19 protein-coding genes and 1 pseudogene are annotated in these 19,837 nt (G+C 48.0%); 7 read left to right on the plus strand and 13 right to left on the minus strand.

Annotation, left to right across the window (positions count from 1 at the left end; genetic code table 11):
- Nucleotides 1-125: 125 nt before the first annotated feature.
- From DP091_RS24405 to DP091_RS24415, 3 genes are all read right to left on the minus strand, one after another.
- Nucleotides 126-635 carry a CYTH domain-containing protein gene (locus DP091_RS24405; RefSeq protein ID WP_113060693.1) on the minus strand — a complete coding sequence of 170 codons (510 nt, stop codon included), beginning with the start codon at nt 633-635 and terminating at the stop codon, nt 126-128.
- A 132-nt stretch (nt 636-767) separates the two neighbouring features.
- Nucleotides 768-1,232, minus strand: coding sequence for a DinB family protein (locus tag DP091_RS24410; RefSeq protein ID WP_113060694.1), 465 nt, complete (start codon nt 1,230-1,232; stop codon nt 768-770).
- A gap of 200 nt (nt 1,233-1,432) precedes the next feature.
- Nucleotides 1,433-1,747 carry a DUF2628 domain-containing protein gene (locus tag DP091_RS24415; protein ID WP_113060695.1) on the minus strand — a complete coding sequence of 105 codons (315 nt, stop codon included), beginning with the start codon at nt 1,745-1,747 and terminating at the stop codon, nt 1,433-1,435.
- 272 nt (nt 1,748-2,019) lie between these two features.
- Here DP091_RS24415 and DP091_RS24420 point away from each other — a divergent pair, with 272 nt between their 5' ends.
- On the plus strand, nt 2,020-2,994 hold the full coding sequence (locus tag DP091_RS24420; RefSeq protein WP_113060696.1) for an aldo/keto reductase: 975 nt from the start codon (nt 2,020-2,022) through the stop codon (nt 2,992-2,994).
- A 209-nt stretch (nt 2,995-3,203) separates the two neighbouring features.
- Here DP091_RS24420 and DP091_RS24425 read toward each other — a convergent pair whose 3' ends face one another.
- Entirely contained in the window at nt 3,204-4,142 is a 939-nt protein-coding gene (locus tag DP091_RS24425) for an aldo/keto reductase family protein (RefSeq protein ID WP_113060697.1), read from the minus strand.
- A 160-nt stretch (nt 4,143-4,302) separates the two neighbouring features.
- Between DP091_RS24425 and DP091_RS24430 the strand changes: the two genes are divergently transcribed.
- Nucleotides 4,303-4,641 (plus strand): winged helix-turn-helix transcriptional regulator, encoded by a 339-nt coding sequence (locus DP091_RS24430; RefSeq protein WP_113060698.1) that lies wholly within the window; start codon nt 4,303-4,305, stop codon nt 4,639-4,641.
- Between the two features lie 142 nt (nt 4,642-4,783).
- Here the strand turns inward: DP091_RS24430 and DP091_RS24435 are convergent.
- The 5 genes and pseudogenes from DP091_RS24435 to DP091_RS24455 all read right to left on the minus strand — a co-directional run.
- Nucleotides 4,784-4,990 (minus strand): annotated as a pseudogene (locus tag DP091_RS24435) (KGG domain-containing protein); the annotation flags it as partial.
- A 72-nt stretch (nt 4,991-5,062) separates the two neighbouring features.
- Nucleotides 5,063-5,914, minus strand: coding sequence for a manganese catalase (locus DP091_RS24440; RefSeq protein WP_113060699.1), 852 nt, complete (start codon nt 5,912-5,914; stop codon nt 5,063-5,065).
- 164 nt (nt 5,915-6,078) lie between these two features.
- Nucleotides 6,079-6,579, minus strand: a complete 501-nt coding sequence (locus DP091_RS24445) for an ABC transporter permease (RefSeq protein WP_113060700.1) — start codon at nt 6,577-6,579, stop codon at nt 6,079-6,081.
- A gap of 167 nt (nt 6,580-6,746) precedes the next feature.
- Nucleotides 6,747-7,823 (minus strand): glycosyltransferase, encoded by a 1,077-nt coding sequence (locus tag DP091_RS24450; RefSeq protein ID WP_113060701.1) that lies wholly within the window; start codon nt 7,821-7,823, stop codon nt 6,747-6,749.
- 132 nt (nt 7,824-7,955) lie between these two features.
- The gene (locus DP091_RS24455) at nt 7,956-8,705 is read right to left on the minus strand and encodes a MerR family transcriptional regulator (RefSeq protein ID WP_113060794.1); all 750 of its coding nucleotides are present in this window, start codon (nt 8,703-8,705) and stop codon (nt 7,956-7,958) included.
- Nucleotides 8,706-8,891: 186 nt separating this feature from the next.
- On the opposite strand from DP091_RS24455, the gene DP091_RS24460 reads away from it, so the two are divergent.
- Nucleotides 8,892-9,845 (plus strand): LCP family protein, encoded by a 954-nt coding sequence (locus DP091_RS24460; protein WP_113060702.1) that lies wholly within the window; start codon nt 8,892-8,894, stop codon nt 9,843-9,845.
- A 56-nt stretch (nt 9,846-9,901) separates the two neighbouring features.
- On the opposite strand, the gene DP091_RS24465 is transcribed toward DP091_RS24460, so the two are convergent.
- Complete coding sequence (locus DP091_RS24465; protein ID WP_113060703.1) at nt 9,902-10,681, minus strand: helix-turn-helix transcriptional regulator; 780 nt, start codon at nt 10,679-10,681, stop codon at nt 9,902-9,904.
- Nucleotides 10,682-10,841: 160 nt separating this feature from the next.
- Between DP091_RS24465 and pyk the strand changes: the two genes are divergently transcribed.
- The 4 genes from pyk to DP091_RS24485 all read left to right on the plus strand — a co-directional run bounded on the left by pyk (nt 10,842) and on the right by DP091_RS24485 (nt 17,097).
- Nucleotides 10,842-12,257 carry a pyruvate kinase gene (pyk, locus tag DP091_RS24470; RefSeq protein WP_113060704.1) on the plus strand — a complete coding sequence of 472 codons (1,416 nt, stop codon included), beginning with the start codon at nt 10,842-10,844 and terminating at the stop codon, nt 12,255-12,257.
- Nucleotides 12,258-12,381: 124 nt separating this feature from the next.
- The gene (locus DP091_RS24475; RefSeq protein ID WP_113060705.1) at nt 12,382-13,602 is read left to right on the plus strand and encodes an L-dopachrome tautomerase-related protein; all 1,221 of its coding nucleotides are present in this window, start codon (nt 12,382-12,384) and stop codon (nt 13,600-13,602) included.
- 697 nt (nt 13,603-14,299) lie between these two features.
- A complete protein-coding gene (locus tag DP091_RS24480; protein WP_373456949.1) occupies nt 14,300-15,511 on the plus strand; it encodes an MFS transporter in 1,212 nt (403 codons plus the stop codon).
- Nucleotides 15,512-15,633: 122 nt separating this feature from the next.
- On the plus strand, nt 15,634-17,097 hold the full coding sequence (locus DP091_RS24485) for an Msr family ABC-F type ribosomal protection protein (protein WP_113060706.1): 1,464 nt from the start codon (nt 15,634-15,636) through the stop codon (nt 17,095-17,097).
- Nucleotides 17,098-17,254: 157 nt separating this feature from the next.
- Here DP091_RS24485 and DP091_RS24490 read toward each other — a convergent pair whose 3' ends face one another.
- From DP091_RS24490 to DP091_RS24500, 3 genes are all read right to left on the minus strand, one after another.
- Nucleotides 17,255-18,499: a DUF4073 domain-containing protein gene (locus DP091_RS24490; RefSeq protein WP_113060707.1), complete on the minus strand. Its 1,245-nt coding sequence runs from the start codon at nt 18,497-18,499 to the stop codon at nt 17,255-17,257.
- Nucleotides 18,500-18,773: 274 nt separating this feature from the next.
- Nucleotides 18,774-18,968: an immunity 7 family protein gene (locus DP091_RS24495; protein ID WP_258394675.1), complete on the minus strand. Its 195-nt coding sequence runs from the start codon at nt 18,966-18,968 to the stop codon at nt 18,774-18,776.
- 233 nt (nt 18,969-19,201) lie between these two features.
- Nucleotides 19,202-19,831 (minus strand): TetR/AcrR family transcriptional regulator, encoded by a 630-nt coding sequence (locus DP091_RS24500; protein ID WP_113060709.1) that lies wholly within the window; start codon nt 19,829-19,831, stop codon nt 19,202-19,204.
- Nucleotides 19,832-19,837: the final 6 nt, after the last annotated feature.

Consider the following 19,837-nt stretch of genomic DNA (forward strand, 5'->3'; position numbering starts at 1 on the left):
TAAAAGGGAGAAACCCTGCACTTTTTTCAAAGTACAGGGTTTCTCGACAATCTGACTGCCGGGCTTAGTGCCCGGCAGTTTTATTGAAACCTTACCAGGGGCCGATTTCAGGGGCTTGGTTTCCGTTACGATTTCCTGCCAGCTTGCTGCTGCAGTTCCCGCCATACCTTCTTGTTGCTGTATTGTTTCTCCGTGCTGATATCCTGTCCAAACCACGCCGGGGGCACAAAGCCGTCTGCAGCTTCCATGGAAGGAAACTCTACCTCCAACACCAGCAAGTGAATCTGCGCATAATCGTCGATTTCGATGATCGTGTTCCCTAAGCGGGCGGTCACCCGTCTCTTGGTCAGCGGAATCGCGCCATGCGCCTTCACCACTTGGTCATAGAGTCCTTCGGAAATGGCGAACTCTACCTCCTCCCTGGCAATCCCCCACCCCTTTTTGAACGTATGGGTGAATTCAACCTGACCCGATGTCAGATCCGTTATTTTGCGGACTCGAAGCTCCTGATCCCCATCCAGCGCCAAATACGTCTGCTCGATGAACTGCTCCTTCTCGACCACGATGCTTCCTTCCGAGATCAAGTCTTCCGGATAAGCCTCTAAAAGGTATTTGCGTTCGATTTCAATCGCCATAATTGTCACATCCTCCAATCGATGATCCCATCTGTGCCTGATTCCATTATAAGGATCGATCACCGCAGCGACAAACAAAAGCGATAGAAGGGATGCGCGAGGGCATTCTTCTATCGCTTCGTGTTCATCGTATTACTTTATCAATTTTCTGTATGCTTTAATCGTCTGCGTGTGCATTCCTTCATGATACAAGCTGAACACAAGAAACTCCCCTACGGTTTGGAACGTCACGGGACCAATGGTCAGCGGATGAGCTGAAGCCTGGTCGAGGCGATTCGAGAAGGTTTCGCGAATTCGGGTCGTTTGCTCCTGTAAAAGCTCTACCAGCTCGGAAATCGCAGGCGGCTTCGACGTCCAATCGGACGGTTTGGTTCCGGTCGCAAACCATGCCTCGAATCCTTCCGGAATACGGGGCTGCTCGCCCGCCGTTGCAAAAGCGAACTGCTCATGCACGGTATAGATATGCCCCAGGTTCCAGCGAATGTTATTCGCAAAGCCTTCCGGGATAATATCAGCCTCTTGCTCCGTTACATTTTCTACCGACTTCAAGGTCCCTCCTCTGGCAAAATCCAATTGGTTAAAAATCGCTTCATTCATATGTTAATCCCCCTTCCAAATGGTTCGTAACTATCCTATCGTAATATTCAGCCTATCGCAAGGAGTCCTAGGGCATTCGCGCGGCCTTTAGTATTTACGCACAAACCGCTTCTCGATTAGGCTAAAAGATGTAATATAGTAAAGCCTGGAGCTTGAATGAATGATTCATTCAGGTTCCAGGCTTTACGCATGAAATCGAACTATGCTACTCTCGCAATAATTTGGTTATTCTCAAGGACTGCTCTCGCTTCTTCGGTAGCAGGACGATAGCCCTTTTCCAACAGTTCTTTAATATAAATCTTGTTATACACGAATGAGAATATGATTCCGCTAATCCAAGCCCCGATTCCCAACGTAAATGGACCGACGACGGCAGAAATAATAAACATAATAACTGCCCACTTCAGATCGCCTCGAAACAAGGCCGGGAAGAAGGCAAAGAATAGTGTCGTCCAGCTAAAGCCTACCTTTACTTGTTTAGTTACCCCAGCATCATTTTTCAGATAAATCTTCATGATTCACACTCCAAAGATTAGTGAAAAAAGAAGTCGTACTCCAACATCCGAAGTAGTTCTTATGTAGTATCTCTCGTTGTCCAATCCGAATCTTTTCTCCTAAGACTATATTACCATTTGATGGTATGGAAGTTAATCACTTTTTTTAGATATTGTCGAAAAAAGATGTAATATCTTACATCTATATCATTCTGTTGCGTTCGATCCATTTGAAGCGGTTCCGGAATCATGTTTATACTATAGGAAATCGATACATAAAGGAGTGGATCAAGATGAACTACCGCCGTCTTGGCAACAGCGGACTAATGGTTTCGCAGCTCGGTCTGGGCACGAATGCTTTTGGCAAAAGGGCTGATCAAGGGACATCCAGCCGCATCATTGACCATGCACTGGACCATGGCATCAATTTCATCGATACCGCTAATATTTATGCAGGCTCGGAATCCGAGCGCATCATTGGAGAGGCTCTCGCCGGCAAACGCCATAACGTTGTATTAGCCACGAAAGCCGGGCTCGTAAACGGCCAAGGGCCGAACGAACGCGGTTCCTCCCGCTATCATCTGCAGCAAGAGCTGGAGGACAGCTTAAAGCGGCTAAAAACCGATTATGTGGACCTGTATCAGATTCATACGTTTGATCCAAATACTCCCCTTGAGGAAACCTTACGCACGCTGGATGACATGGTATCGTCGGGCAAGGTCCGATATATCGGCGCTTCCAACTATGCCGCCTGGGAAATTATGAAGGCGCTCGGGATCAGCGAGCTTCGCGGATACGCCCGGTATGTATCCACCCAAACGAGTTATTCCCTTGCCGACCGTACGCCGGAACTGGAGCTTGTTCCCCTCTGCCTCGATCAGGGCGTTGGCATCATCCCGTATTTCCCGCTGGCCGGAGGCATTCTCACCGGTAAATACGGTCAGGGCGCAAGCACGCCTTCCGGCTCCCGTGCGGAAACGGACCCGAACTTCAATCGCTTCCTGGAAGATCGCAATCTGAAGCTTGGGCAGCAGGTCAGCCAGCTGGCTGCAGAGCATGGTCATTCCCCAAGCGCCCTGTCCCTGGCATGGCTGATGAATCGTCCCGCTGTCTCCACTGTCATTGTCGGAGCCACGAAAACCGGGCAGTTGGACGATAACTTGAAGAGTCTTCAGATTGAGATCGACGAGGCACTAGGTTCCGGCCTGGATGAAATCAGCGACGGCTTTGTTCATGCCAAACCGTTCGCGACTTATCGGCTGGGGTAAACAATTGTTTAATTTAAATGTAAAGAGCTGCGCAAGGGATTCATGATTCCTCGCACAGCTCTTTTTTTCTTCAATAGTAGAAGCCTTTATGATGGTACATCATCAATCATCCCTGATGCTGAAAGCATCAGTAGATAGAGGGAGGCTCGACTTCTCTTGCTCCAAGAATCCATGCGATAAACGTCTTAATTCTTCGTCGATTTACTTCCCTATTTCAAAATCTCTTCAATACGAGTTTGAACATCTTCGCTAAGCTCGATGCCGGATGCCTTCACGTTCTCGGTTACCTGCTCCGGACGACTTGCGCCGACAAGCGCACTGGCTACGTTCGGCTGGCGCAGAATCCAGGCAAGCGCCAGATTGCCCACCGACACTTCAAGCTCACCCGCAATTTTCTCCAGCTCGCGAACCTTCGCGATTTTCTCCTCGGTAATGCCTTTGCGCATCCACTCCAGCTTCGCGGCGCGGCTGCCCTCTGGAATATCGGAAGCCGAAGTATATTTACCTGTCAGCAAGCCTTGCGCAAGCGGGGAGAATACGACCTGTCCAATACCTGAACGTTCGCTGAGCGGAATGATTTCCTTTTCAATATAACGTTCAAACATATTGTAGATGGGTTGATTGACCACGATGCGGTCGAGCAGGTAACGATCCGCTACCGTCAATGCCTCCGCGATTTGGGATGCCTGCCACTCGCTGACGCCGACATAAAGCACCTTGCCCTGGCGAACAAGGTCGTCGATCGCGCGAAGCGTCTCGTCAAGCGGCGTTTCGGGGTCATGACGATGGCAGTAGAAAATATCCACGTAATCATGGTTAAGCCGCTTCAAGCTGGCATGTGCCTGCTCCATAATATGCTTGCGGGACAAGCCGCGATCGTTCGGGCCATCGCCCATGGGCCAAAAAGCCTTTGTCGCCAGCACGTAAGACTCGCGCGGATACGCTTTCAAGGTTTCGCCAACCAACACTTCAGCCGCACCTTTTTCATATACATTCGCCGTATCAAAAAAGTTAATGCCCAGATCATAAGCCGTCTTAATCGCGTTTACTGCGTTCTCGCGTTCCACATAACCACCGTATGTAAGCCAGCTTCCCAAGCTGATCTCACTAACCTTGAGACCTGTGCGTCCTAATCTTCTGTATTTCATGGCAATTCCTCCTTCAATCGAATAACTTGGATACTACGTTTTCTATTCTAAAGTAGTTCCTATTCCCAGGGAAGAAGTGAAATGTTCTTCACTATATTATAGAGAGGATAGTTGATATACTTGAGTATAGTTAATAGAATACCGGAAGGAGCCTACCCATATGGGAAATAAATCGAGCAGTTACATACCGAAAACACCCGAACACATCGAATGTAATATCGAAAAAACACTGATCGTCTTAGGTGGAAAATGGGCATTTCTCGTCATCCGCGAGCTCTTTGGCGGCACGAAGCGTTTTGGCGAGCTGCAGCGGCAAATCCCGAATGTCAGCCCGCGGGCGCTGACCACGACGCTCCGCCATCTGGAAGAACAGGGCGTTCTTGAACGCGAAGTATTCCCTACCGTTCCGGTTACGGTGGAATACACGCTGACGCCGAAAGGCATGGATCTGCATGTCATCTGCAAGGAAATGAAGCTGTGGGCGGCGCGGTGGACTTGAATTCAAGTTGACTTGAGAGTATCTTTGCAACCGTGCTTGGAACCAGCGGTCAGCGCAAAAATAAAGCAGCGACGGATTCCGTTTAACCGGAACCGCCGCTGCTTTTTTAAGCTTGCTATTTTTTGATTGTAGATTACATTTAATCGTTATTGTTTTGATTGCCGCGGGATTCTCCGCCCTTGCGGCCGATTTCCTCATAGAATTCCTTATCATGGGACTCTGAGGTGGCTTCTCCGCCTTTACGGCCAATCTCCTGATAAAACTCCTTGTCGTGATTCTTGGCCGTTGCTTCGCCGCCTTTGCGTCCCGCTTCTTCTCTGCTCATTTTGTTACCGTTGTTGTTAGCCATTGTTCATCACTCCTAAGTTGTTTTTTGTTGGTGCTATGTCATGTATTTAACCCATCCGCAAAGAATTAAACATTACTTTTCGAAACCTTCATTCACCACATATGGACCTGTGCCAAGCGTAGAATGCTGGTGTTTGGCCGGAGGATTTAATACGGGTGCGTCACCGTAGGCTGTCGGATTAGCCACATATTCGAAATCGCCGGTACCGTCCGGCAGCGTCCCGTTCGCCCAGCGTCCGGCACTGCTCTCCTCACCAACCGAGAAATTCATGAATTGGCGTGTAACTTCTTCTACGCTGCGTTCGCGCGGAAACGAAGCAGGAGCAATCGGACCTTCAATCGCCTCGATCTCTTCAATCGCGGCCAGCCACTGATTCTGGTGCATGATATCACGGGCTATCATGAAGGACAGCATGTCCCGGACGCCAGGATCCGTCGTCTGCTCATACAAGCGTACGACCTGAAGCAAACCTTGGGATTCGGCATTCAGATTCGCACGGAAGTCAGCCAGCAGATTCCCGCTCGCTATGATGTACTTACTGTTCCATGGATATCCGTTGCTGTCCGTCGGGGTTGCCCCGAGTCCCGATACGATCGCATGCTGAGGATTCATGCCTCCGAGTGCGGCGGCAATCATCGGGTCCTTCGCCGCTTCATCAACTTGATCCGCAGGAGCGCCGTCAAGAAGCTGGGCTATCATCGTGCTCAACATCTCGACATGGCCAATCTCCTCGGTCCCGATATCCAGCAGCATATCCCGATACTTCCGGTCTGCCCGGCAATTAAATCCTTGGAAGAGATACTGCATCATGACGGACATTTCACCATATTGGCCGCCCAGCACCTCTTGAAGCTTTCTCGCGTATACCGGGTCCGGCTTCTCAGGTTTGGCTCGGAACTGAAGTTCTTTCATGTGAATAAACATCCATATCGTCCTCCCTCGTATGCGTGATGGTAAGTCCGATTATTTTTTACCCTGTCCGATCGATATTAAACAGCAGTAATTCATGCTGTTCTCAGCTTCTATGTACTCTTAAAATGATAACAGCCGCGACCCGCGCGGCTGAATCACCAATCTATATTGCTATATCAATTGATCCGGGCCCCTTCAAACCGGGTAGCGAATCCGCTAAGAATTGTGCCGTTTTCTCCGGTTGCCCTTGCAAATACCTCCACTCGATCGCGAGCCATTAATTGTATGAGTCCGGAGGCATCAATTTTCCCTGTTCTCGGCTCAAAGTTTTCTTCCTCCGATATTCTCGGGACGCCGTTAACCCGAATCTCCAAATCCATTCGAACAGGCGTAAGCGTGATCGTTGTAAAAGAAACGCTGGCCAACAGGGAGTAGATACCTCTTTGCTTAGGAGTGAAGGTCGATGTTGATGAATTGTATTCATTGTTGAGATCCAATTCTTCAACTTGGTATTGGACTTTGCTGAACACGCCGTCATTGATTTCTTGGTCAATGCCGGATACCGCCCTAAACGCGGATTTTCTTATTTTGCCGACACGCTTCTTCTTGGATGCGGTAAGCTTACTGAGCTTTTTCTTGTAGACAAGCTTTCTGGACCCTGATCGTTTGAATGCCATTTCACTCTCCTCCTGTCGTTCTATCCATATTCTCTACGAAACTAGTTTCATAGTAGTATATCGATTCATAGATTTGGCAGAAACGGTATATGCCCAAACGACATAAAAAAGGCACGATCCAGTACTCCAACACGACAGAACGACAGGGCGGCGGATAGAGCCGTCGATCACTTGCAGCGGAGCTTCTCCTCCAGCAATTGCTTGTTGTATAAGATGTCCGGATCATCCGGAGCGTAAGAAAGAGCCCTCTCATTATGTTCATAAGCCTGCTCCAGCTGCCCTAGTTTTCCGTAACAATACGTGAGCTGCAAATGGGGAAACCATGTCCAGGCCGCTTGATTAACGCCGTATAATCGATCCCCTGGCATCTCCAGCTTGAGCGCCAATTCGTACCAGTGAACCGCTTTTTCATAATCGTTGAGCTCTTGGAAATAGTACGCGATCCGGCATACATAGTCGGCCCGCGGCACGTCATAATTAAACGTCTTTAACAGGGATTGCAGTTCTTGTTCTTTTTGTCCCAGCTCGTGGTAACAATGCGCCATGCGATCACACGCATCCAGTTTTTCCTCAAAATAGCTGACCGGATCATGAATAATCGTTTCATATATTTCAATGGCCTTGTCATAATAGGCGCTCGCAGACAATTCCATTGCATAATGCAGCAACTGACGCTTGGAGAGGGTGCCTCCCTTCGCAAGATGGGCCTCATAAATACGTAAATTTCGTCCGGAGTCCGTGTGTACTCGTCCATGACTAACGGCAATGTCGGATAACATGATATTTCCCTCAACCTCTAAATGCTCATGCACCGGATCACGCCATTGAAACTGCCTTGAACGCTTCACCAGCCGGTTTCTTTTAACAACTGCCGTGGGCTTCCCCAACGGATCGAAGGCAAGGTAGTAATCCATGCATACGGAGTCCACCGCCGGGTCCAAATTTTGTTTAAGTGCCTTGAACCTTTCCAGATCGGCCGGCTGCAGCCAATCATCCGCATCCAGCCATAAGATATACTCCATCGTTGCATGAGAGAACGAATAGTTCCTTGCAGCGGAAAAATCGTCGATCCAATCAAAATGAAAGATTCGAGCCTCATATTTGGCTGCAATTCCGAGCGTATGATCCGATGACCCCGTATCTACGACGACAATTTCGTCAACGACATCCTTAACAGAGTTTAAGCACCGATCCAACACTTGCTCCTCGTTCTTTACAATCAAGCACAAACTAATCGTTATCATGTCCAGCCCCCCATAAACTTGTCTCCCAGACATCATATGGAATGCCATCTCGCGAGGTTTGGACAATAAATCATAGACATAGCAAAAAAGACCGCGATATAGGCGGTCTTGATCGATGGAGAACGGCTTGTATTATGTCTGTTGTGCGTACGCCTCCGCAGCCGCATGCAGATAATAGGCCAACCCCGTCTGCTGCTCCTCCAGCATCCAGAGATGAAAGTCGTCACTCAGGAAAAACTTCGTTTGACCCGCAAAATCCGCAGCCGTAAAGGCGTGGCCCTGCTCATGCATAAACTGCAAATGATCGCGAATCGAATCTTTTACTCGCGCATCATCGTGCTTGATCCCCGTTTTCAACGCGTTTGCCATGACTGCCATAAAGGCATCCGCTTCCCTTGCCTGCTCGTTCATGCTTGGAACATCGACGGGTTCACCCTCGAGCAAATCCACATTATACTGCTCTTTCAGGTGCTCATTGTGCTCCGTTAAGGCTTCCCTCCATTCTTCTGCGCTCTCAAAACCTTTGAACAATTCCTGAGGCTCCATGCGCTTGCCCTCCTCCGTACTGGTTATGGATATTCTTAAGGTTTTCAGAATCGCATTCAACCGATCCGCGCGGTCCATCAGCAACTTCTCCTGTTGTAACAGCATCTGCCGCCGTTCAGGAACTTCCTCCATCAGTACCTTGATTTGTTCCAGCGGAAAGTCCATTTGCCTGTAAAACAGAATGTGCTGCAATCGCTCCAGCTCGGCTGCACCGTACAAGCGATAACCCGCTTCGCTGATCTCGGCCGGCTGAAGCAAACCGATTTTATGATAATGATGCAGCGTTTTAATGGTCACCCCGGACAGCTCCGAAACCTCTTTAACCGTGTATAGCATCATGCTGTTCCCTCCTTCGACTTCCAGTCTAAGGCCTCCCCTTGGAGGAGAGTCAAATTCATTATTTAGCTGAGGTTTGTTGCCTCTTGAGAATCGCTTCTTACAGGAAAATATGATTTTTGTTCATTATTTTGCTAGAATGGTCCATTATGCAGTCAGTCAAACAGAAAGGATGTTATAGGAACTATGAAAAGGAAATGGTTAAAATACACCATGCTCTTATTATCCGTTGGAATCTTGGGGATTATCTCGTACTATACCTACGCTATCATTCAGTTCTCAAACCAAATTTCGACCGCTTCGAATCCGGCGAAGCCAATGGAAGCTTCGGGTGCCGTAGCGGAAGAAATCATCGAAATACCCAAGTGGGAGGGCAAAGAACGCATTAATATTCTTCTGATTGGAGGAGACTCCCGGGGAGACGATGCCGGCAGATCCGACACCATGCTGGTGGCCTCCATCGATCCTGTCACGAAAAGAGCCCATTTATTCTCGATTTTGCGAGACACCTATGTGGACATCCCCGGCCATGGCAAAGGACGACTGAATTCGGCATTTGCTTACGGCGGAATCGAGCTGACCAGACAAACCATCAGCGATCTGCTGGACCTGCCCATACATAAATATGTTTACACCGATTTTGTCGGCTTCATAGCCCTGGTCGACGCCATTGACGGAGTCGACATCGAGGTGGAGAAAGACATGTATTACACAAGTAAAGCCGACAAGCATATGTACGACATCGATTTAAAACAGGGACTGCAGCATCTCGACGGCAAAATGGCGCTGCAATACGTCCGGTTTCGGCACGATGCGAGGTCCGATTTTGCTCGTACGGAACGGCAGCGGATTCTCATGACGGAAGTCGCCAAGAAGATGCAGACCACAAATTCATTAATTAAGCTGCCCAGCATCCTGGATTCAATCGCGCCATACATCGAAACCGATCTAAGCCCTAAAGAAATGCTGAAGCTGATGGCTCTGGGCTTTGATGTGAATCTGGATAAAATCGACCAGCAGCAGCTCCCCCCATTCTCGCTGCTGACCAACGAGAAAGTCGGTCGTGCACAGGTGCTCGGCGTAGATAAAAATAAATTGCAGCAGTATGTGAAGCAGTTATTTGAAAATGACGCCCAATAAAATAGCGATTTATCGGAAGAGGGCATAGATAGCCCTCTTTTTTTGCGTTAAATCTCCTATATCGTTCGCGGTCGCTCATGCAATAAATCCGATGGAGCGGTGCCCGTGACTCGTTTATAGATTCTATAGAAGTAGGAGAGGTCCTGATATCCGAGAAATACGGCAATCTCCTGTACCGTCAGCTGCGATTCCGTTAACAAATACACTGCCCGTTTGATCCGCTGAGCGTGCACGTACTGGCTGATGGTCTGCCCCGTAACGATTTTAAAGAGTGCCGCTGCGTAATTGGGGGTTTTGCCGATGACATCGCCCAGCTCCTCTTTCGTTATTTTCTCACGGTAATGCCGCTCAATATAAGACTTCATCCGGTCCACGTACAAGTGCTTTTCCGGCGTGATGACGCCCTTGTCCAGCTCACGGCTGATATAAATCAACACTTCCGTCAATAATGCTTCGATCATCAAGACATAATAAGATGGGCGTTCCTGCCATTGCTGATGAATCACCTTCAACCGTTCGCGGATCAACTCATAAACACCCGGTTTAAACTTCAAGGCTTCTTTCCGATCCAGCACGGATAAGTCTGCCGAGGCGCCTTCCGTCCATAGAACGACCATTTGCGTGTGCGTCACGGTAGGGATGCTTTTGCCATAATACGAAACGCCGGCTGGAATAAGCAGCAATTCGCCTTTCTCCATAATCTGCTTATCGTCATTCACCCAATATACGCATTTTCCATAGGTCACAAGGCTTAAGCGCCATGCACTTTGCTCATGATCAGCTTCTTCATACCAATCGACACCGTTAATTTGTTTTACATCTATAGGAGTGATCATAACTCACCTCAACTGTAATACTATAATCCATTCATTGTACTATAGTTCATATCATGATTCGACAAGACAGGCTACAATGTGATCAATAGGGAAGTTTGAATGACGGCGAAATGCTGTATAAAAGCTGAAGAGAACAAATACAAAGGAGGAACAAACAGCCATGCTAAAAACTAAAATCATATGTACGATGGGACCCGCGTGCGATTCCATTGAGCTGTTGAAGAACATGATTCAGGAAGGAATGACCGTTGCCCGTTTGAATATGGCACATGGTGAGCTGGAGGATCACGTCACCCGGATCCGGAATGTTCGCCGGGCCGCAGCCGAATTAAACACGTATGTCCCGATCATGATGGACATTAAAGGACCTGAAGTACGGATCGGCAAGCTGAAGGAGGCTTCCTGCCTTCTGAAACCAGGTGAGGAGCTGATCCTGACTACCGAAGAAATTCTTGGCGATGCCCAGCGCATCTCGGTCAATTATGCCGAGCTGAATCTAGTGGTTAAACCGGGAGACCGCATCTTGATCGATGACGGCCTCGTGGACCTGAACGTTCTCCGCGTCGACGGACCGGACATACTTTGCAAAATCATCAGCGGCGGCGTGCTCAAACCACGTAAAGGCGTCAACCTCCCTGGGATCAAAACGACGCTTCCCGGCGTTACCGAGCGTGACGTCATGCATATCGGCTTCGGCCTGGAGAACGACATTGAGATCATTGCCGCTTCTTTCGTGCGTCATGGCGACAACATCCGCGAAATCCGCAGCATCCTGAAAGAACGCGGCGCGGAGCATGTACAGATCATCTCCAAGATTGAAAACGGAGAGGGCATGGAGAACCTGGACGACATCATTGAAGCATCCGACGGAATCATGGTTGCCCGCGGAGACCTTGGCGTCGAAGTACCAATCGAAGAAGTGCCTATGATGCAAAAAGAAATGATCGATAAATGCAACCTGGCAGGCAAACCGGTTATCGTGGCAACGCACATGCTGGAATCGATGCAGGTCAATCCCCGTCCAACCCGCTCCGAGGTGAGCGACGTGGCTAACGCGGTGATCCAGGGCGCTGACGTGGTCATGCTCTCGGGCGAATCCGCTGCCGGCAAATATCCGGTAGAATCCGTGCGCACGATGGCGGCAGTCGCCCGCCGCGCCGAGACGATGATCGATTATAAAGACCAATTCACTTTCAAATCCAGACAGCAGGTAGCCGATATTACCGAGGTTATTAGCCAGGGTGCGGTTAGCTCCTCCCTCGTGCTGAATGCCAAAGCGATCATTACGGCAACGGAGAGCGGATTTACGGCGCGGATGATTTCGAAATACCGTCCGAAGGCACCGATTATCGCGGTCACGCAGCATGAAGAAGTGCTGGCCAAGATCTGCTTGCTCTCCGGCGTCATTCCGGTAAAAGGCGACAAAGTCACAACGACGGACGAAATGTTCGAATCCGCGACCCGTAATGCCATCAAGACAGGCTACATCGAAAAAGGCGATATTATCGTATTGTCTGCCGGCGTGCCGATCGGTCAATCCGGTAACACGAATCTGATTAAGATTCTGCAAGTGTAACTTTTTAGCTTCCCAAAAGACCTCCCGGCGATTTAATCTGCGCCAATCCATCCCTCTGGGCATATAACTAACTTAGAGGAATAAGCGTTAAGGATTATCTGCACTGCCTATGGGAGGTCTTGAAATGGTTGTACCGCATTATTCAATGGAGGGCCAGTGGCAGCAGCCTGCTGTCCCTTATTGTAAACAAACCCATAGCTCTACAAGTCCGTACCAGATGCTCTTCCACTGGAATCGCCTGGACTGGAACTTTCCGAACCCTGCGATGAAGCAGCGATTCGAGGAGCGTCAGGATTGGAAGCACTGCATGCCCGCAGGCGTCAAAGTAGACCGGCAGGGACGCTTCTATGTATCGGTTCCGCGATGGGCTGAAGGGGTTCCCGCTACGCTGAATACGATTGTGATGGTAGACGGCAAGCCCGTACTGGAGGCTTTTCCAAGCTGGGAGTGGAATACGCCGGGGGATGTTCGGGTGCTGCAATCCGTCCTTGGCTACGAGATTGATGAACATCATCGGATGTGGATTCTGGATCAAGGAAAAATCGCATACGATACCTCGCCCGTAGGCTCGCAAAAGCTGCTCGTCTGGGATCTGAGCGCTAACCGCCTGCTCGACTCTATTGTCATTCCGGACGATATTGCCCCGCCCCGAACATCGTTCCTGAACGACATCGTGGTGGATAACCGCAACGGTTATGCCTATATTACCGATTCGGGCTCCGGCTGGCCGGACCATCCGCTGTATGGCGGAATCATCGTCTACAATATGAGAACGAAGAAATTTCGGCGCGTCCTCGACAGTCATTACAGCACGCAGGACGTCCCCCGTTTCCGGTTTGAGATCGATACCGAGCCGGTATACCGCAACAAGCCGATTCGGATCGGCGCCGATGGCATAGCTCTGTCCGCGGATCGCGGAACTTTATTCTACTGCCAGGTAACGGGGCGCAATCTGTACGCTGTCGATACGCGGCTTCTGCGAAATTTCGATATTCCCGATTCGATCATCCGGGATTCCGTTCAGACCCTGGGCAGCAAAGGAACGACAACCGACGGCATGCATGCCGACAATCAAGGCCATGTATTCTACAGCATGCTCGAAGGCAAGGGGATCGGTTATTATTCACCGTACACACGCACATTCAACAAGCTGCTGTCCGACGACAGAATGCTGTGGGTAGACGGGGTGGCTTTTGATCAGCGCGGCTCGATCATCTTCAACAACAACCGCCTGCACCGCATGTTCGAGGAGCCGCAGAACATCGACTGGGACGATCCTTACAATCTGATTATATGGAGGGCCTACATCGGGCGGGACGTAAAGTCGTATTTATATGGTGGTTGAGGGTTGTGAAAAAAGGGTTAGGCAAAATCGGCACTCATGCCCTCTGCCTAACCCTTTTGTTATATAACTGCAACAACTGGACCTCAATGACTGGCAGCCTCCAGCCTGAGATCATAATTCCTGTTCTTTCAGGCTGTTCATGTTCTGGCATCCTCCGATAAATTATTCGTTACGTTGGTTTAACCCCTTTCCCTGTTTCTACTCAAACAACGCGCGAATTCACCGTACCCTTCCCGAACCATCTCCCCCTCCGGCACAAAGCGCAGCGCAACACAATCTGCCATAGAGATAGTAATTCTGGTGGACATCTTCCGCGGGTAAAAGGGACACGCAAACCTGTATGTTTTTTTGAGTTGGGGTGGACTGCACTCTAATTTATTGACACGCATAGCAGCCAATGTTATCATTCAACGTATCATTTATGAGGAGGCTCGTTATCTATGTTACATTCCATGCGCATACGATAAGCTGGCAATAAAAAAGCGGATTTTCCAACCACAAGTGTGGGCTTTTTTTGTGCTGCTTATTTCCTGCGTATGTAGACATAGATTGCGATCCGGATAGTTTTTTTGCTATGCCTTTATATCGCCATCTTCTCTCATTATCCATGCAGATTTAAGCCCCGTTGTGGACTCGGATCTGTATTTTTTATTGCCAAAAAACAGCCGGACAATAAAAAATACAGGGGAGTATAGATATGATGCAGCAAAATTGGAAGCGAAATTTCTTTACGATATGGGCAGGCCAGGCGGTTTCACTAATTACGAGCGCCGTCCTTCAAATGGCCATCATTTGGCACCTAACCGAGACTACAGGATCAGCTATGGTGCTCTCCATGGCGACCATGGTTGGTTTTTTACCTCAGGCCGTTTTGGGAACCATGATCGGTGTTTTGGTTGACCGTTGGAATCGAAAAATGGTTATGATCGGTGCAGACCTTATGGTTGCAGCCGCTGGTGCTGCCTTGGCCATGGTCGGACTCTTCATCGAACTGCCGGTATGGGTCGTGATGATCGTATTGTTTGTCCGCAGTATCGGAACGGCTTTTCACACGCCTGCTTTGAGTGCCGTAACGCCTTTGCTGGTACCGGAAAATCAATTAACGAAATGCGCTGGGTACAGCCAATCGGTACAATCTGTAAGTTATATTCTGAGCCCAGCTATTGGAGCTTTCCTATATGCAACATGGGAATTAAACGCCATTATTGCCATGGATGTATTGGGTGCATTGATTGCCAGCACCACTGTGGCGATGATTGCTATTCCGAAGCAAGTTAGGCTGGTCGAAGATGTGAAAGGGAAGTTTTTCGAGGAAGCAAAAGAAGGATTTCGTATTTTCCGGGAATCTAAGGGGTTATTTTCATTGCTATGGATTGGCGCGCTATATATGTTTGTCTTCATGCCAATCAACGCATTGTTTCCCTTAATGAGCATGAGTTATTTTGGCGGGACGGCAACCCACGCTTCGATTGTAGAAATCGTCTTTGCCGCTGGAATGTTGATTGGCAGCTTGTTGCTTAGTGTGTGGGGCGGCTTCAAGAACCGAGCAATGAGCATCATTTTTTCCATATCGTTGATGGGAACTGCTTTGTTCATATCCGGCCTGCTGCCGATCCACGGCTTCCTGATCTTCGTTCTGTGCAGTGCGTTGATGGGCTTTTCAAGCCCTTTTTACAATGGTGTACAGATGGCTCTGATCCAAGAGAAAATTCAACCTGAGTATTTAGGGCGTGTATTCGGCTTATTGGGCAGCATGATGTCCTTCGCCATGCCGATCGGATTAATCGTGTCGGGTATATTGGCAGATCGAATTGGAATTCATACCTGGTTTATGTTATCAGGGATATGCATCATAGGAATTGCAGTTCTATGCGTGCTGCTTCCCTCTATCCGAAATTTGGACAAATAAAATATATAAGGAGCAAAGTCTATGAGATCCATGCATTGGTACTTCTTTATTTAGACCTCTCCTCTTCAATCGCAGGCGATCCTGCGAACAGAAAACTGCGATTTAAGAAGGAGGCAATAATGATGGAATTATTGATAAAAGCAAAAGATATTTTGGTGGAGTATTCGGGGCGCGATGTTCTGGACATTGACGAACTGGAGCTTTACGACTATGACCGCATCGGTCTGGTTGGCGCGAACGGAGCAGGAAAAAGCACCTTATTAAAAGTGCTGCTCGGAGCAATCCCTTTATTCCATGGTAAAGTGATGCGGGCGGGAAACTTCAGTTACATTCCCCAATTGGATGATGTCATGGTCCAAGAGATCAAGGACTACGCCTTAATCGGCAAGCTGGGAATTGAAAGCTGCGAAGCGGAGAATATGAGCGGCGGTGAAGAAACACGCCTCAAAATAGCACAGGCCCTGTCCGGTAAGGTGCACGGAATCTTTGCCGATGAACCGACGTGCCACCTGGATCGGGATGGCATAGACTTTTTGATCCACCAGCTTAAATATTATTCGGGCGCATTACTCATCATCAGTCACGACCGTTATTTCCTTGACCAAGTCGTCGATAAGATCTGGGAGTTGAATGTGGGGAAAATCACGGAGTACTGGGGCGGATATTCCGATTACCTGCGCCAGAAAGAAGAGGAACGGCATAGCCAGGCTGCAAAATATAAGCAGTTTACTGCTGAACGGGAACGGCTGGAGAAAGCCATTACTGAAAAGCACAATCAAGCTCGGAAGGTGGATCAAAAGGCCAAGGGCGCATCGCGAAAAAACAGCTCCGATAGCGGCGGCCGCCTGGCTCATCAAAAATCAACGGGCAGCAAACAAAAAAAGCTCCATAATGCCGCTAAACATATGGAGCACCGAATCGAAGCGCTAGGTGATGTGAAACCTCCTGAAGCCATGCGATCCATCCGTTTTCGGCAAAGCAAAGCTTTAGAGCTTCATCATCCGTTTCCAATCACCGGGAATGACATTTGCAAACAGTTTGAAGGCAAGGAGATATTCGAGAAGGCCTCCTTCCAGTTTCCATTAGGTGCCAAGATCGTGATCACCGGCGCGAATGGATCAGGTAAAACGACGCTCTTCAAGATGATACTCCACCGTGAGAATGGCATTTCCGTATCGCCTAAAGCGGAAATCGGCTATTTTGCGCAAACGGGTTACAAGTTGGACCGTGATCAGGGTGTTATGGAGTTCATGTTAGAAAACTGTGATTATGAGGTATCGGAAATTCGCGCTGTCTTGGCATCCATGGGATTTTCTCAGCAAGATGTTCGCAAGGATTTATCCGTTTTAAGCGGCGGAGAACTCATGAAATTGCAGCTTGCCAAACTGTTGTTAGGGAGATATAACATCTTGCTGATGGATGAACCCAGCAATTTTCTGGATCTCCCTGCAGTGGAAGCGCTGGAACAATTGATGAAGAGCTATGCTGGAACGATCATTTTCATCTCGCACGATGTTCGTTTGATAGAGAGTGTAGCCGATACCGTATATGTAATCGAGGACAAAAAAATCGTTCAGAGGGCTTAGCGACTGTTTGGGTCTTCGAGTGGGTAAGCGGGGTTCAAACACAAAAAATAATTGAAGACAGCACTTTCGTAATATGATCACTTCGGGCACCCACATGGGTGCCCTGAGTTTTGGCGTTTAACAGGCCACCAATATTAAACATCGTTCTATTCAAACATTATTTTTTGAAAGTCACCTTTTTAGATAGACCATCTTCCAGGTTCATTTCACCTTTATGGCGAACGAATACATTTTGGTTTCCTTCAAATTTCGGAGGGTTCTTAGGATCATAGTCAACCCAGCGACCATTCCCATTCCCATTCACAGAGTATTCCATGTATTGGGTAGCACCAATGAGTTCATTTTTTTCATCATCGGCTTTAACATGAGGTGGTAATTGAGCAACCGTACCATGATGCACACCCAGCTCTTTAATGACTTTATCTGTTTTATAATCATACGCTTTGATCTTTACATCATTTCCGTTCACTTCAACCTGAAGTCCCTGTTTAAAATCATTGCCCGTCGACACTTCACCACCATTAGGCCCTGCCGATGCCCAGCCCGCTTGAATCCCAGCTGTATTCACAACAGTAAAACCACGTTGATCTCCACCTTCTACTACCTTTTTACCTGCCCAATCCGGAAGATTCAGATCCCAGTGACTGTGGCTTGTAAAAAGAATAACTTGCGGGTAATCCTTTAAGATCGCTTCTAATTTAGCCTGGTCTAAGTAATCACCTGTATACGGCGATTGATTAGAGCCTGAAATACTGTCCTTGAGGATATGATGACTAAAGAGGAAGATCGGTTTATTTGGATCGTTCTTGGAATATTCCTCAAGATTCTGCTTTAACCAATCAAGCTGCTCATCGCTAAGATAAACCTCATCCCACAAAGACTCATCATGATAGTGCATATATTTTTCGGTTCCTAAGAAAAGGAACGGATATCCGTCTAGCTCTTTTTTATGGTAGACTTTCTCCTCGCCAGTAAAGTTGTAAAAATTTTGGAGCATTTCGGATTCCGGCGTATGATTCGGCCACGTGTTTTGCGCTAATTTGTTCGGTGTTGCCCATTTCGGTTTATAAAACTCATGATTTCCTATGCTGTACCACACATGTTCTGGATGAGGATTATGATCTAACACCTGCTGTACGGCTTGATATTCAAAATCCCAACCTCGGTCCGTAATATCACCGTTCACGATTAATGCTTTTGAAGCAGGGTTTACCTGTTTCATATCGTTAAGTACATGCTTAAAGTCATTGTAATCCCCTTGAATGTCACTGATGACATCAAAAGTAAGACCTGGATCTTTGGAGAATAGGTGTTCATCCAGTTTTGCATGAGCTGATCCTGAAAAAGCACCTGCATTGAATACAATAGATGCTGCCATAATACTTGGTAGTAGCTTCTTCACTATGATTCCTCCTAGCTATCGTCATTTTCAGAATATGGTCCGCAAAACGATATAAGTTTCTATTTTATAGTAAACCGGAAATATTAGGGTAATATTCTCCTAGAGTAAATATTCCGCAAAAAATGTAAATAAGCTAGAGTTGCAACCATATTTATAAAAATAAAAAACACATTCGATTGTGAATGTGTTTGCGCATCGTACTACCCTATAAAAACAACGATGGCTGCAGCTTCTGCAATATATCCGTAAATTGCTGAGGCGTTTGTGCAGGTAATCACGTATTTGGATTTATAATATCCAATACCTTAGCTGCTTTATCATCTCTTATATACAGAACACCATAAGATCCTGGAGCCAGCTCCCCAATCTTCCTTAAAACCTCAATTGGATTATGCTTCGTCACAGGTTTGTGATTATTAAGACCTGCTATCCAAACTTGATAATCGCCATTTACTGCTCTTAAGTCCAATACTCCGGAAGGCCACTCTATCTCATCGAAATGCCTTCTTATTTCCTAAGGAGATTAAAAATCGCCTCCAGCCGTACGCTGTGATTGCATGACTCGCAGGAATATTTCCCTTTCTGGTTTTCCTTGAAATTTTTATATCCTACGCTTCCTTCGTACAGACGAAATGTCTTCTTGCAGCAAAAGCATTCCACCTCATAATAAATCAATATGCTTTCACCTCCTTGGGAGCGTTCTTATTTGCGCGTGGCGTGATCAAAGATCGTAATCAGCTCCTGCACATAAGCCTTTACGTGAAGATCGGGGTTTCTCATCAATTCCAGGCTGAATCCATCGATGGCGTGCCGGATAGCGAGCGCCATGACTCGGGAGGATAACGGGGTGAATTCTCGAAAGGTTCCTTCTTTCGCCCCTGCATGCAGAATCGCCTCGATCGGTTGAAACACACCTTCATCCGTATCCGCCGAAAAACGAGGTTTTCCCTCCTTCGTCCTCATGCCCGTCACGATTTCCACAACGGCAAAAACCATCTTCCGATGCTCCGCGATAAATTCCAAATTCGCTTCAATATACTTCTTGAGCCTGTTTCTCGGAGAAGCTTCGCTACGCAGAATCGGCTGCATGAAGGACTCATAGGCGATATAATACTCCGTCACGACCTGCTCCAGGAGCTCCTCTTTACCCGCAAAATGATAGGAAATCACCCCTTTGCTAACGTTGGCACGCTTGGCGATTTGACCTATCGAAGCTTGGGCATAACCGACCTCGGCAATGGTTTCGATCGCGCATGCCACGATCTGCGCACGGCGAGCCTTCTCAATAAACGACATTTCCTTTTGGTCATCCGTTTTATTTTTAGTATTCATGATTAT

This window comes from Paenibacillus sp. MDMC362, from assembly GCF_003269305.1.
Taxonomy (GTDB): domain Bacteria; phylum Bacillota; class Bacilli; order Paenibacillales; family Paenibacillaceae; genus Paenibacillus_AQ.

Coding starts and splice junctions, on each gene's coding strand:
- DP091_RS24405 (WP_113060693.1), bottom strand. CDS start 635: ATGGCGATTGAAATCGAACGCAAATACCTTTTAGAGGCTTATCCGGAA.
- DP091_RS24410 (WP_113060694.1), bottom strand. CDS start 1,232: ATGAATGAAGCGATTTTTAACCAATTGGATTTTGCCAGAGGAGGGACC.
- DP091_RS24415 (WP_113060695.1), bottom strand. CDS start 1,747: ATGAAGATTTATCTGAAAAATGATGCTGGGGTAACTAAACAAGTAAAG.
- DP091_RS24420 (WP_113060696.1), top strand. CDS start 2,020: ATGAACTACCGCCGTCTTGGCAACAGCGGACTAATGGTTTCGCAGCTC.
- DP091_RS24425 (WP_113060697.1), bottom strand. CDS start 4,142: ATGAAATACAGAAGATTAGGACGCACAGGTCTCAAGGTTAGTGAGATC.
- DP091_RS24430 (WP_113060698.1), top strand. CDS start 4,303: ATGGGAAATAAATCGAGCAGTTACATACCGAAAACACCCGAACACATC.
- DP091_RS24440 (WP_113060699.1), bottom strand. CDS start 5,914: ATGTTTATTCACATGAAAGAACTTCAGTTCCGAGCCAAACCTGAGAAG.
- DP091_RS24445 (WP_113060700.1), bottom strand. CDS start 6,579: ATGGCATTCAAACGATCAGGGTCCAGAAAGCTTGTCTACAAGAAAAAG.
- DP091_RS24450 (WP_113060701.1), bottom strand. CDS start 7,823: ATGATAACGATTAGTTTGTGCTTGATTGTAAAGAACGAGGAGCAAGTG.
- DP091_RS24455 (WP_113060794.1), bottom strand. CDS start 8,705: ATGCTATACACGGTTAAAGAGGTTTCGGAGCTGTCCGGGGTGACCATT.
- DP091_RS24460 (WP_113060702.1), top strand. CDS start 8,892: ATGAAAAGGAAATGGTTAAAATACACCATGCTCTTATTATCCGTTGGA.
- DP091_RS24465 (WP_113060703.1), bottom strand. CDS start 10,681: ATGATCACTCCTATAGATGTAAAACAAATTAACGGTGTCGATTGGTAT.
- pyk (WP_113060704.1), top strand. CDS start 10,842: ATGCTAAAAACTAAAATCATATGTACGATGGGACCCGCGTGCGATTCC.
- DP091_RS24475 (WP_113060705.1), top strand. CDS start 12,382: ATGGTTGTACCGCATTATTCAATGGAGGGCCAGTGGCAGCAGCCTGCT.
- DP091_RS24480 (WP_373456949.1), top strand. CDS start 14,300: ATGATGCAGCAAAATTGGAAGCGAAATTTCTTTACGATATGGGCAGGC.
- DP091_RS24485 (WP_113060706.1), top strand. CDS start 15,634: ATGGAATTATTGATAAAAGCAAAAGATATTTTGGTGGAGTATTCGGGG.
- DP091_RS24500 (WP_113060709.1), bottom strand. CDS start 19,831: ATGAATACTAAAAATAAAACGGATGACCAAAAGGAAATGTCGTTTATT.